The sequence below is a fragment of the Methylotenera sp. N17 genome (assembly GCF_000799155.1).
In the GTDB taxonomy this organism is placed as follows: Bacteria; Pseudomonadota; Gammaproteobacteria; order Burkholderiales; family Methylophilaceae; genus Methylophilus.
This window is the reverse complement of record NZ_JUGE01000001.1, coordinates 1-12,838: the sequence shown is the minus strand read 5'-3', so window position 1 is coordinate 12,838 and position 12,838 is coordinate 1. Positions and strand designations below refer to the sequence as shown.

General features: G+C 45.6%; 13 protein-coding genes and 1 pseudogene. 6 read left to right on the top strand and 8 right to left on the bottom strand.

From position 1 onward, the window contains the following. Positions 1-84: 84 nt before the first annotated feature. On the top strand, positions 85-2,712 hold the full coding sequence (gene topA / locus FG11_RS00070) for a type I DNA topoisomerase (protein ID WP_047532478.1): 2,628 nt from the start codon (positions 85-87) through the stop codon (positions 2,710-2,712). 138 nt (positions 2,713-2,850) lie between these two features. Here topA and FG11_RS00065 read toward each other — a convergent pair whose 3' ends face one another. After that, positions 2,851-3,939 (bottom strand): serine hydrolase, encoded by a 1,089-nt coding sequence (locus tag FG11_RS00065; protein WP_051086425.1) that lies wholly within the window; start codon positions 3,937-3,939, stop codon positions 2,851-2,853. A gap of 188 nt (positions 3,940-4,127) precedes the next feature. Between FG11_RS00065 and gcvH the strand changes: the two genes are divergently transcribed. Continuing rightward, positions 4,128-4,508, top strand: coding sequence for a glycine cleavage system protein GcvH (gene gcvH / locus FG11_RS00060; protein WP_047532476.1), 381 nt, complete (start codon positions 4,128-4,130; stop codon positions 4,506-4,508). Positions 4,509-4,545: 37 nt separating this feature from the next. On the opposite strand, the gene FG11_RS00055 is transcribed toward gcvH, so the two are convergent. The 3 genes from FG11_RS00055 to FG11_RS00045 are packed head-to-tail and all read right to left on the bottom strand — an operon-like array spanning position 4,546 to position 7,798. Then, on the bottom strand, positions 4,546-5,805 hold the full coding sequence (locus tag FG11_RS00055; RefSeq protein WP_047532474.1) for a hypothetical protein: 1,260 nt from the start codon (positions 5,803-5,805) through the stop codon (positions 4,546-4,548). Positions 5,806-5,843: 38 nt separating this feature from the next. Then, positions 5,844-6,272, bottom strand: coding sequence for a DNA polymerase III subunit chi (locus FG11_RS00050; RefSeq protein ID WP_047532471.1), 429 nt, complete (start codon positions 6,270-6,272; stop codon positions 5,844-5,846). Positions 6,273-6,310: 38 nt separating this feature from the next. Then, positions 6,311-7,798 (bottom strand): leucyl aminopeptidase, encoded by a 1,488-nt coding sequence (locus tag FG11_RS00045; protein WP_047532464.1) that lies wholly within the window; start codon positions 7,796-7,798, stop codon positions 6,311-6,313. Between the two features lie 83 nt (positions 7,799-7,881). Here FG11_RS00045 and lptF point away from each other — a divergent pair, with 83 nt between their 5' ends. Together lptF and lptG are read left to right on the top strand one after the other, a co-directional pair. Further along, positions 7,882-8,991, top strand: coding sequence for an LPS export ABC transporter permease LptF (gene lptF / locus FG11_RS00040; protein WP_047532462.1), 1,110 nt, complete (start codon positions 7,882-7,884; stop codon positions 8,989-8,991). An 8-nt stretch (positions 8,992-8,999) separates the two neighbouring features. After that, positions 9,000-10,088: an LPS export ABC transporter permease LptG gene (lptG, locus tag FG11_RS00035; RefSeq protein ID WP_025223623.1), complete on the top strand. Its 1,089-nt coding sequence runs from the start codon at positions 9,000-9,002 to the stop codon at positions 10,086-10,088. Positions 10,089-10,104: 16 nt separating this feature from the next. On the opposite strand, the gene FG11_RS00030 is transcribed toward lptG, so the two are convergent. The 4 genes from FG11_RS00030 to FG11_RS00015 form a co-directional block, all read right to left on the bottom strand. Further along, positions 10,105-10,509 carry an RDD family protein gene (locus tag FG11_RS00030; RefSeq protein ID WP_047532459.1) on the bottom strand — a complete coding sequence of 135 codons (405 nt, stop codon included), beginning with the start codon at positions 10,507-10,509 and terminating at the stop codon, positions 10,105-10,107. A gap of 83 nt (positions 10,510-10,592) precedes the next feature. Then, positions 10,593-11,165, bottom strand: coding sequence for a DUF3106 domain-containing protein (locus FG11_RS00025; protein ID WP_200884550.1), 573 nt, complete (start codon positions 11,163-11,165; stop codon positions 10,593-10,595). After that, complete coding sequence (locus FG11_RS00020; RefSeq protein ID WP_020183585.1) at positions 11,138-11,542, bottom strand: DUF3619 family protein; 405 nt, start codon at positions 11,540-11,542, stop codon at positions 11,138-11,140. Before FG11_RS00020 ends, FG11_RS00025 begins: the two co-directional genes overlap by 28 nt. Further along, the gene (locus FG11_RS00015) at positions 11,539-12,126 is read right to left on the bottom strand and encodes an RNA polymerase sigma factor (protein ID WP_020183584.1); all 588 of its coding nucleotides are present in this window, start codon (positions 12,124-12,126) and stop codon (positions 11,539-11,541) included. Before FG11_RS00015 ends, FG11_RS00020 begins: the two co-directional genes overlap by 4 nt. Positions 12,127-12,253: 127 nt before the next feature. On the opposite strand from FG11_RS00015, the gene FG11_RS00010 reads away from it, so the two are divergent. Together FG11_RS00010 and FG11_RS00005 are read left to right on the top strand one after the other, a co-directional pair. Then, on the top strand, positions 12,254-12,481 hold the full coding sequence (locus FG11_RS00010) for a PP0621 family protein (RefSeq protein ID WP_047532455.1): 228 nt from the start codon (positions 12,254-12,256) through the stop codon (positions 12,479-12,481). Between the two features lie 13 nt (positions 12,482-12,494). Continuing rightward, positions 12,495-12,838 (top strand): annotated as a pseudogene (locus FG11_RS00005) (sensor histidine kinase); the annotation flags it as partial.

The following is a 12,838-nucleotide window of genomic DNA, read 5'->3' as shown; positions in this document are numbered from 1 at the left end:
TTATAGACTTTATACCCGCCTGATGTTGTCTATCCGGCAGTTAGCTTGCTATTATCTACCACAACCCTTACACCCTAGGTTTAAATGTCTAAACTGCTCATTGTTGAATCTCCCTCCAAAGCAAAAACGCTCAAAAAATACTTAGGCAGCGATTTTGAAGTACTGGCCTCTTATGGCCATGTGCGCGACCTCATTCCAAAAAATGGGGCGGTGGATCCTACACAACAATTTGCGATGAAATATGACATCATCGACCGAAATAGCAAACACGTAGACGCCATTGCCAAAGCGGTGAAAGTTGCAGACAGCATCTACCTGGCAACCGACCCGGACCGCGAAGGGGAAGCCATTTCATGGCATATCGCAGAGATATTGGCAGATAAAAAATTACTCAAGAACAAGCTGCTCAAACGTGTGGAATTTAACGAGATCACACAAACGGCCGTGAAATACGCCATTGATCATCCACGCGATATCGCCATGAACTTGGTCAATGCGCAACAAGCACGCCGCGCATTGGATTACTTAGTAGGCTTTAATTTATCGCCGCTGCTGTGGAAAAAAATCCGCCGTGGGTTATCTGCAGGTCGCGTACAAAGCCCAGCCTTGCGTTTAATAGTGGAGCGCGAGCTAGAAATTGAAGCGTTTACCTCGCAAGAATATTGGTCTATTCACTTGGATGCGCTTAAGCACGCACACCGCTTTAATGCTAAGTTGATTCAGCTAAATGGCGAAAAAATCGAGCAGTTCAGCGTGATTAATCATGACCAGCAAGCAGATATTGTGGGTAAATTACTCATTGCTTCTGCTGGCAAAACCACCGTCAGCCGTGTCGAGAAAAAACAACGCAGCCGCAGCCCTGCTGCACCATTTACCACCTCTACATTGCAACAAGAGGCAGTGAGGAAGCTAGGATTTACTACCAGCCGTGCCATGCGTATTGCCCAGCAATTGTATGAAGGTATTGATGTAGGCAGCGGTACAGTGGGTTTAATTACCTACATGCGTACTGACTCCTTCAGCTTGGCGGCAGAAGCCGTGATGCAAATCCGCGATTACGTGAAGAAGAATTTTGAGGCAGATTACTTGCCAAAATCGCCCATCATGTACAAAACCAAAGCCAAAAATGCACAAGAGGCGCATGAGGCGATTCGCCCCACTGACATCTTCCGCAGCCCAGCTAGTGTGCGTCAATACTTGAATGATGAACAATTCAAATTGTACGAAATGATTTGGAAACGTACGTTGGCATGCCAAATGACACAGGCCAAGTATGATGCAGTGAGCGTAGACCTATCCGTGGGTACCGATGCCACATTATTCCGTGCATCTGGCCAAACCTTAGTGTTCCCTGGCTTTATTGCGGTGTACATGGAAGGCACCGATGACGCTGAAGAAGAAAGTGAAGCCAAATTACCGCATCTTGAAACTGGTGAAGTACTCAACGTCGAAAAAATCTATGGCGATCAACATTTTACCGAGCCACCACCCCGCTACTCAGAGGCCAGCTTGGTGAAAGCGCTTGAAGAGTATGGCATAGGCCGCCCTTCCACTTACGCCAGTATTATCAGCACATTACAAGACCGTGAATATGTATTGCTGGATAAAAAACGCTTTACGCCCACCGATGTGGGTCGTGTGGTGAACAAGTTTTTGACTGAACACTTTACGCAATATGTGGATTACGACTTTACGGCCAAACTAGAAAATGAGCTGGATGAAATTGCCGAAGGCAATCGTGACTGGATTCCGGTCATGGATAAATTCTGGCAAGGATTCAACCAACAGATCATCAACAAAGCCGATGTAGACAGACCGGGCAATGAGCTAATTGATGAGCTTTGCCCAAAATGTGGCAGACAGTTGCAAAAACAGCTTAGCCGATTTGGTACCTTTATTGGCTGTACCGGCTACAACGCAGAACCGAAATGTGATTATAAACGCAGCATGAATGGTGCCGCACAAGCAGGCTCTGATCCTGTGACTATTGGTACGGATGCTGAATCAGGCAAAGAGATTTACTTAATGAATGGCCCTTATGGTCCTTATCTACAAGTGGGCGTTGCAGTAGAAGGTGAAAAGAAAAAACCAAAACGCGTCAGCATTCCTAAAGAGGTGCCACTCGCCAACGTCAATATTGATATTGCCAATATGCTTCTGTCATTACCACGTGATCTAGGACAACATCCGGAGACGGGTAAAAAGATTATCGCTAACATTGGTCGCTTTGGCCCTTACGTGAACCATGATGGCAAATTCAAATCTATTCCAAAATCAGAAAGCGTATTTAGTATTGATTTAGCCGGTGCTGTGACATTGCTTGCAGCGGCCAACACTGGCCCTGCACCTATCGCTGACTTAGGCCCGCACCCAAGTGGAGAGGGGCGTATTGAAGTATATGCAGGACGTTATGGTCCATATGTACAGCATGCCAAAGTGCGTGCCACACTGCCTAAGAGCGTTACACCAGAAGAGTTAACCTTGGAAGAAGCATTAGCGCTGCTGACAGAAAAAGCGGCTAAAGAAACACCTGCGAAGAAAACCGGTACCAAAAAGACGACGGCTAAGAAAACAACGACGGCTAAAACCACCAAAACAGAAACTGCAACAATCATAAAAGCAGGGGCCGCTAAAAAAGCGACTGCAAAAAAGGCCAGCGCTAAAAAAACCGCGACAAAGAAAGCTGCGACTAAAAAATCGGACGCAGCTTAATGGCTCTCTAGCACCTCACTTTCACCCATAAAAAAACACGCTATTAAGCGTGTTTTTTTATGGGTCTTTTTATAGAGATATCCCTGGCTTAGTTTAATCAACCATACTTAAATGAAAGTCGCCCGCCAATAAATCTCTCTAGTTAATATCGGTTGAGATAGTAGCTGTTTGACCTAAAGTCACGGGCACCACATCCGCATCTTGCGCCTGCGTAGGTTTTGCTTCGGTATTATGCTCAATCCATTTTCTCACACGGTTTGCATCACCAATTCTGGAATATTTTCCATAAGAATCCAGTAGCACGATAATCACCGGCTCACCTGCCAATTGCGCCTGCATGACCAAACAGCGCCCTGCCTCGTTGATAAATCCAGTTTTAGATAGACCAATCACCCAATCACTATTGCGTACCAAACTATTGGTATTGTTAAAGTGCGCTAAGCGGCTGGACAAATTCACATCGTAAGAAGACATCGTACTGATATTACGAATCTCATCATAATGGTAAGCCGCATTGACCATTTTCGCTAAGTCCTCAGCCGTAGAGACATTACTGCTATCCAAACCGGTTGAGTCAGAAAAATGTGTATTGACCATACCCAAGCTCATGGCTTTCTGGTTCATGTCACGAATAAACTGTGCGCGACCCGCTGGGTAAGTAGAAGCGAGCGCAGAGGCAGCGCGGTTCTCAGAAGCAATCAAGGCAAGGTGCATCAGCTCATGGCGACTCAAACGTGTACCAATAGGCAATCTTGAAGAAGTGCCTTTTAAGTAATCGACATCCTCATTGGTGACGGCAACTTCTTCCAGTAAATTAGCACCAGAGTCCAATACCACCATTGCCGTCATCAGTTTGGTAACGGAAGCAATCGGCGTTGGCGCATTGGTATTCTTGGCATAAATCACTTCATTGGTATTCTGATTAATGACCAATGCTTTGGCTGAAGCTAAATTCAGCGGGCTAATACCATCGTAATTGTCAGGCGCATACGCATAGGCCTGATTAATAGAATAAGACTTACGTAACTTCACATTCACGCGTGAAGCTTTGTAGCGGGTAACGCGTTGCACTTTAGCACGCGAAGATTTGGATGATACTTTATGCTTTACAGAAGAGACTGTAGAAGCTTTACGGTGCTTTTTACTTGCAGCCTCACCTTGTAACGGTGTGAGCGCTAGCCCAACCACCATGTATAGCAACGTTAAATGTTTGAGAAAATATTTCATTACGGCACCGTATACAGTCAATCAACTTGAGTCTAATTTTAATCAAAATTCATTTATTGTCAATACTTTACATGTGATTTGTAAAATTATTATTAAGTAATGAGTGTTTTTTGTTTTTTAGCAACGCTATGTTTATGTAGGTTGCTTTATGGCAAAATTATCAGACCGTTCATTTGAAAAATAAATTCATGAAATTTCCTGATCATTTGCTATACACCAACGAACATATGTGGACACAAGCACAACCCGATGGCTCTTGGCTGGCTGGCATTAGCGATTATGCGCAAGACATGCTGGGTGATGTGGTGTTTGTTGACCCACCCAAGGTAGGCACAGCGATTAGCGCAGGGAAACCTTGCGGCTTGGTGGAGTCGGTCAAAACAGGCTCGGATCTACATGCGCCATTAGATGGCAAAGTCATTGAAATCAATGATAGCGTACTGCAATCGCCAGAAAATCTGAACGACAAGCCATATACGCATTGGATTTTTAAGTTCGAGACCAGCGATGCCACGCAAGCGAGCACATTACTCTCGGCGACCGCTTACAAAGCACTGGTTGACGCTTAACGATTTATAAACGGCCTAGTGCGCAGGCCGTTTTGAATTAACCCTGTTTTGGCAGGGTCAGTGTGACGCGCGCCAACATGCTGACCAGCTCTTCCTCTGCTTTGACCAACAACGCTTTTTCAAACACTGGCAACTCCACATCCAGCATGCGCTCTACCTGTTGTGACAATAGCAATTGAATCTCAGGCAAATCTGCATTTAAGGCATGGTTAAAATCTTGGCGCACCGTATCAGCACTGTGTCTTAGCTCTTGCTCTACCTGTAAGCGGATACGCTCAGATGCCTCGGCAATCAGTGTTTCTTGAGAAACTTTCAAATGCTGATTGGCGTCTTCAGTCAGCGTATTGGCATAGGTCGATAGCGTTTGCACTAACTCCTGCCCTAAAGTCTGCGCTAGCTGTGAGGCACTTTCTTGCGACTCAGCCAGTTTATCTTGGTAAAACACATTGATTTCACTGATGGCGCTTTGTCGATGCTGTGCAACCTCTTCTTGCATGAATGTGCCTACATGCGTTTGTACAGCAGCCATCAATGTCGTTTGCATCTCAGACTGCGCTTGCTGCACATACTGCTCAAGCGCTTGCGTGAATTTTTCTTGTTGCGCAGCAATCTCTTCAAATAACCGAGTTTGTGTTTGCTCTGAATAGGCATTCACGGCATATTTAAAAATATCTTCTGAAGCTGTTTCGCTATCTGCAATCTGCGTTTTCAGCTTAGCCGTGGCCTCTTCTTGCAGCGCGACAATCTGCGCACGTGAGGCTGCTTCAACACGCACAATTTCTGCCTCACTCAGCTCCGTCACTTTATGGCTTAACGCATCTTCTGCAGACGCTAACAATGTTTGCGATTGCGTCGTCAAGGCTTGTGCATACTCGTCATGGTCGTGTTGTAGCTTTTCAGTGAGCGTGTGCTCGAAAGCAACTCTGGCGTGTTGTTGCTCACTTAAGCTAGACGATAACGTAGCTTGCATAGGCAAAATCACTTCTTGCTGCAGCTGCTCGGCCACTTGTCTGGTGACCTCTGCCGTCACATCATCAGACACCTGATGTGTAATTGCCGTTGCTTGTGTGTTGAGTTGTGCTGATAAGCTTGCCAACAATTGCTGGCTAAGTGTTTCTGTAATCCGCGCTTCTAATATTGGGGTAAGTGTCTCAATCACCTCTTGTGTAATGAGCGGCCTCAGCTCATTCGCAATCATTTGACGCAGTTCTGGCGTGACCTCAATCACATCTGGCACTGATTTGACCGATTTGGTTTTATACACTTCCGTTAAGACGGGAATCTCTTGAGTATCCACACATTACTTTCTTACACACTTCATTGAATGTACCCAATTTATATGGATTTTTTCAACATATCAACTGATTTAATGTCGTATCCACGGTCGCGATAAAAGGCAAAGCGCTTACGTGCCTCAGCTTTATCCAGCTCATCCAATCCCACCAACTCGAATAAATGTTTGAAGCGGCTGAACATCGTCAACTGCATGGGTTGTAAATTGATTAATAGGTCATCTTGCTGCACCCGCTGTGCTTGCCACTCCACCAATACTGGCGTGGCTTGTGCCAGTGCATGGTTTGCCAGCACATTAGCATTAAAAGCTGTTGGCTCAAACTGCCATATCTGATCACTTAATGCATTAGCAGTCGCTTCATCTGCCGTAAATAACGTGACTTGACGGTGTTGCCGTAATGCTTTTTGCACCAGTTGATTGACGAGCAAGGGCTTATCCGCCACATTAAAATAAAACCCGATACTCGTCATTCACTTACCTGTCTATATGATCTATTTTGTGTGCTCGGTTATTTAGTTTTGTGTGCACGTTGCATCAAAAAGGTCGTCAGCAAAGGTACTGGACGGCCGGTGCCGCCTTTTTCTTTACCTGATTTCCATGCGGTACCAGCAATATCCAAATGCGCCCAATCGTATTTTTTGGCAAAGCGTGATAAGAAACACGCAGCAGTAATGCTACCGCCGGCACGTCCACCAATATTTGCCATGTCGGCAAAGTTACTGTCCAACTGGCTTTGGTAGTCATCCCAAAGCGGCATATGCCATGCGCGGTCATACGATTTCTCGCCTGCGTCCAATAGTTCTTTGGCAAGGCCATCATTGTTGCTAAATAAACCGCTAGCATGGTTACCTAATGCAATCACACAAGCGCCAGTCAATGTAGCAATATCCACCACGGCACTCGGCTCAAAGCGCTCAGCATAGGTCAACGCATCACATAAAATCAGGCGTCCTTCGGCATCGGTATTCAATACTTCAATGGTCAGGCCAGCCATACTAGTGAGCACATCACCCGGCTTCAATGCATTGCCGCTCGGCATATTGTCGCAAGTCGGGATAATACCGACTACATTCAACGGCAAATCCAGCTCGCCAATCGCTTTAAACGTACCCAACACGCTGGCAGCGCCACACATGTCATATTTCATCTCATCCATCTCTGCACCTGGCTTGAGTGAAATACCACCGGTATCAAACGTGATGCCTTTGCCCACTAGCGCCACTGGCTTCTCGCTCTTTTTACCTTTGAGATGCTGCAATACAATTAATTTTGGCGGCTCTAAACTACCCTGCGCCACACCCAAAAATGAGCCCATGCCCAATTTTTCGATTTGCGCTTTATCCAATACTTCTACCTTAAAGCCATAGTCTTTGGCTAACTTTTTGGCCTGTTCACCCAAATAGGTAGGCGTACAAATATTGGGTGGCAAATTGCCTAAATCTTTGGCAAGGCGCACACCTTTGGCAATGCCCAGCCCGCTATTCACGGCATGTTCAGCAGCTGTAGTTTCCGCTTTCTCTACCTGCACAATCACTTTATCCAACGCGTGCTCTTGTGGCTTTTTCTCTTTAATGGCATTCACTATATAGGTCGCGCCCAGCACGGTCTCTACCAAATGCGCCACTTTGGCTTGAATGTCTGATTTTTTAATACTGAGCTCGGTTAAGGTGAACCCCACATTTTGCACGCCTTTAGGCAACGCCTTAACGGCAGCACGTACCGCTTGGCGATAATGACGCTCTGTAAACTCTGCCGCTTTACCCAAGCCCACTAGCAACACACGGGTAGCCACCACATTGGGTACTTGATGCAACACCAGCGTAGACGCCAGCTTGCCTTCCATATCTCCGGATTTCAGCACTGTGCTAATCGCCTGGTTGGCGGCTTCGTCCACCTGCTTTGCACTGTCGGATAATTTACGCCCTTCAAACACCCCCACTACCAAACAATCCGTACGCAGTTTTTCAGGATTCCCGTTTTTTATGCTAAATTCCATATCTATCCTTAATCCATTAAATTATTCATCATCAACCTTAATTATCTAGCGTTTTGACTTGAATTCAAAGCGCGGCGTTCAAATTGAAAATATTTAAAAAATCATTGTCGTTAGAGCTGATTAGCACAGCCGGTGGCATTTTCTTGATTCTCCTAGGCATTGTGATTGCGCAACGTGCCGGATTCTTGGTGCGCTCTGTAGCCAAGGGCTTTATCCCTAACGACGCGATTGGCACTTTGCTTGGGTTTAACATGATTAAATTCTTGCCGATGATTCTCTCATTGGCCATTTTTCTGGCTGTATTGCTTACACTCACGCGCTGGCATCGCGATTCCGAAATGGTGATCTGGTTTAGCGCCGGGTTGGGGCTTAACCAATGGGTGCGCCCCATACTCAGCTTTGCACTGCCTGTCATTTTAATTATTACGCTGCTTAGCTTACTGGTTATGCCATGGGCCACGCAAAAAGCGGAAGAGTATCGTGTGCAGCTTAAAAACCGCGATGAGCTGTCTTCGGTCAGCCCTGGAGTGTTTAAAGAATCGCGCAATGGTGACCGTATCTATTTTGTCGAGAGCTTTGATAAGCTTGGATTTGAAGTTAAAAACATTTTTGCGCAAACCACACAGCATCAAAAAACCGGGGTCATTGTAGCAGCCTCAGGCAACCGCGAAAAAGACAAAAATGGAGATAACTTTTTAGTGCTGGAAAAAGGCCGCCGCTACGAAAGCAAGCTTAATAGCGCAGAAGTCTCCACCACAGAATTTGAACGCTATGCCATCCGTATCGAAACCAAAGAATCGGCACCGGAACCCAACACCACCCAAGGCAAGTCCACGCAATCTCTGCTCACCGACAATAAATCTGCCGACAAAGCAGAATTGCAGTGGCGATTAGCGATCCCGATTTCTGCGTTTATTTTAGTATTGCTTGCCATACCACTGAGCTTTGTAGATCCACGCGCCGGGCGCTCATTGAACATTATGTTTGCGCTGCTGATTTTTATTGTATACAACAACATACTGAGTATTTTCCAAGCCTGGATTACACAAGACAGAATCTCGCATATTGTTGGATTATGGCCAGTGCATCTCACATTTCTGGCACTCACTTTTTATTTATTCTATCGCCGCAACCATTTATTGCCATTGTTACCACAATGGTTTAAAAAGCGCGCGCTTAGCTCTACCCATTAATTAATGTCATGAATATTTTTAACCGTTATTTTTGGCAAGAAACCAGCTTCAGCATTTTGATGATTATGCTCGGGCTACTCGCCATGTTTTCATTCTTTGACTTGATCCAAGAGCTTGATAGTCTTGGGCGCGGCAATTACGGCATTAACAATATGCTGGTGTTTGTATTGCTGAGCGTACCAGGCCATATTTACGAAGTAGTGCCAGTCGCGGTACTGCTTGGCATGATGTATAGCCTAGGCACTTTGGGTGGCAACTCCGAACTCATTGTCATGCGAGTCAGCGGCTTATCATTACAGCAAATTGGCTACGCACTGATTAAAATTGGCCTATTGTTTACTGTCATCACTTTTTTAGTCGGTGAACTCATTGCGCCGATTAGCGAAAAAATGGCGCAGCGCATGCGCATTAAAGCGACCGACTCTGTTGTGGCACAAGACTTTAAGTCAGGCCTATGGATTAAAGACGGCAAAAGTTTTGTCAACGTAGAAACTGTGTTGCCAGATGCAACCTTGCTCAATGTGCACATCTATGAATTTGATGAGAAATTTAGGTTACGTAGCATCAGCAATGCCAAACAAGGAAGTTACAGAGACGACAAATGGGGCTTAAAGGAAGTCACACAAACGCAGTTTAATTATCAAAAGAAGCTTGAAGAAAATTCGGTACAAACCGCATTTTTTGACAAAGCCAATTGGAAGTCTCTCATTCGCCCAGAACTACTCAACGTGTTACTGGTGTTGCCAGAAAAAATGTCGGCGTGGAATCTGTATTCGTTTATCCAGCATTTAAGCCGTAATAATCAAAAAACCACACGCTATGAAGTCGCCTTGTGGGCAAAAATGACCTACCCGTTGGCTTGCGTGGTCATGGTTATCTTGGCATTGCCATTTGGCTTTTTGCAGCAACGCGCCGGCGGCACCAGCACCAAAATCTTTATTGGTATTTTATTGGGTGTGCTGTATCAAATCATGAACCGCGTGTTTGTGCATTTGGGCGTACTGAATGACTGGTCACCAATGGTCAGCGCCATTACGCCCACACTACTATTTTTGGCGGCGGGCCTCGCCATGATTGTGTGGATAGAACACCGTTAACCTTGCAGTCTGCTAGCTATTTATTTAGCAGCACAAATTGCGTATGTAATATGCGGTCATGCAAAAACAAGCGTTTTTGATTGAACAACATATAGAGCAAACCAATACCAAATGCCATCGTCAATAGACAAGCCAAAAGATACCGGACACTGGCTTGCTGCAAGGTCAATAACTGACCGTCCGACCCTACGACCTTCATTTTCCAGGCCTGCATGGCCAGTGTTTGCCCAGTTTTTACCCAGCAAACTACAAAATACAATCCGGTCATTAGCCATAACAAAGCCTGTAATAACAGATGTTTTAGGCCATGTGTAGCATCACCGAAAGCACTGACAAACAGCCACGTCAGTAGCATCCATAGCGCTAGAAGGATAAGGAGCTCATACACGCAGGCCATGAGTCTTTTCAGAATTAATTGCATATTGTGTTGTATATCAAAAGTTTATAGTGTGAATAGAAAAACCCGCATGATGCGGGTTTTATCGCCTAGCGTTATCACTTGGACTAATCAAACTCTGGGTCGTATTCGATTTCCGATGAGCCTTGCCGTAGCTTTTCCCGTTGCGCCTCCGGTAGTTTTTGGTGCTCTGCCCACTTCTGCCTGAGTTCATCCTTTTTTTCCGGGCTCAAATTATAGAACTGCTGGTAACGTTTACGTGCATTTTCACGCTCATACGGTGTCATACGGCTCCAACTCACCAAACGCTTCTGTACCCGCTCCTGTTTTTGCGTATCCATTTTGGGATAATCACGCGCGATGTCTAGCATTTTCTCACGTTGCCAAGGGCGCAAGGTATCCCACTCAGCGCCTAGCGGCGCCAGTACCTTCTTTTGTTCTGGGGTCAATTGTGCCCATGTCACTTTGCTAGCGCCGGAACTGTCCGCGATATTGGTTTTAATCGCACCAATATCACCCATCACCACATAGGTTTTGCCTTCATCATTAGCATGCGCGTGTTGAAACGCAATCAGCGATAACAATAACCATGAGACAAACAACCCAACGACGATGTGTGCTTTATTTGGTTTTAATTGGTTATGTTGAATAGTTAAAGTTCTACTTTGGCATTGAGCCATGGTTCAAATCCCCTATCTACAAACGCTTCCGGTGGCAATTCCGATCCCAATAAAAACGCATCGCTATTTTCAATTTGTCGATTCATGTGTTGCGTCAATGTCAGCCCGACGATTAAAGCTGCACACAGCACACCTGCGCTAATGAGTCTTGGATGTTGCGACCATGAGAACCAAGTCGAGAGCGTGCCATTCTGGTGCACAGAATACCCGGACAACTGGCTGGCATGCTGCTGTACAGCAGCCATGCGCGCTTCTTCCAATCGCTTGAGCGTACGCATGCTTAGCTGCTGCGCACGGCTATTTAACAAGCCTGCTATCGCTTTGCCTTGCATCTCTTCTGACGGTGAATGATCTGTATTGTCTTGAATTTGGCTCATGACTCTACTCCTAAATTGATAATAACTCTTGCTCCTAACCCTTGCTTTTCCAGCATCTGCGCTAGCGCATGCACGGCACGCGAGCAGTGTGTTTTTACACTGCCTTGAGAACAGCCCATGACTTCCGCTGTTTCTGCAACATCCATATCTTCCCAATAACGTAGCACAAAGGCTTCGCGTTGACGTGGTGGAAGCTTTTCTAACGCTTTTTCAATGATGGCAATGGTCTGGCTACGCTGCAACTGCTCTACCGGATTATCCGTGTCGTCTTCAACATCAATCGTTTCTAATGGATCACGTTCTTCACCGTCTTCTTGACTCCCAAAAGAGGAGAGTAACGTAGTCCACAAATTACGTACTTTTTGTCTACGCCAAAAATCGCGCATGGTGTTCTGCAAGATACGCTGAAACAACATGGGGTATTCTTCTAACGGCTTGGCTGCGTATTTTTCAGCTAATTTAAGCATGGCATCTTGCACAATGTCTAGTGCTGCGTGCTCGTCGCGCACGGCATACACCGTCTGCTTATAGGCACGGCGCTCTACATCGCGCAGAAAATCAGATAATTCTTGGGAGCTCGCCATGGAGATTGGTTGTGTGAGGACTAAATACAATGTTCGCTAATTGCAATGTTCGTTAGTATATCAGTTTTAGTTTTTGTTCTATTGTAAGGTTTTCGTTACAATCATTACATTCGATTAGGGATATGCCATGGCTAGAATTTTGTTTTTAATTGTGTTGATTGTACTGTTGTACGTGATCATCAAGCGGTTCTCGGCCTTTTTAGGGAATAGCCAACATCCGCAACCAAAGCAGTCTACGCAGCCTGGCGAAGAGCGCATCGTGCAATGCGTTTTGTGTGGTACACATATCCCAGAAAGTGAAAGCACGCAGCTTGATGCAAAAACCGTTTGTAAACAACAGCCTTGCAAACACTAGCGTTTAAATCCATATGCAATTAGAAACGCTTCCCAGCTTTAACGATTGGCTCACTTCGTCCAAACGACGCAATCTCAAACTATTTAATTTTTATCGGCTAACAGTTGCCTCAGTGTTACTGTTCACGCAAATACTCATGCGTGGCGGTGGCCTCAGCCTAGAGCAGCCAATCTTCACCACCAAAGTTCTGCTGATTTATTTTGTATTGAGCGTGATTTTTGTTGTGCTTAACTGGCTAAAGAAAACTGGCTTCCAAATCAGTCTCACCACGCAAGTCATTATTGATATCGGCTTTATATTGCTGATGATGCACCTGTTTGGCCAAAACCAAACCGGTGTTGGCTTGTTGCTCATCAT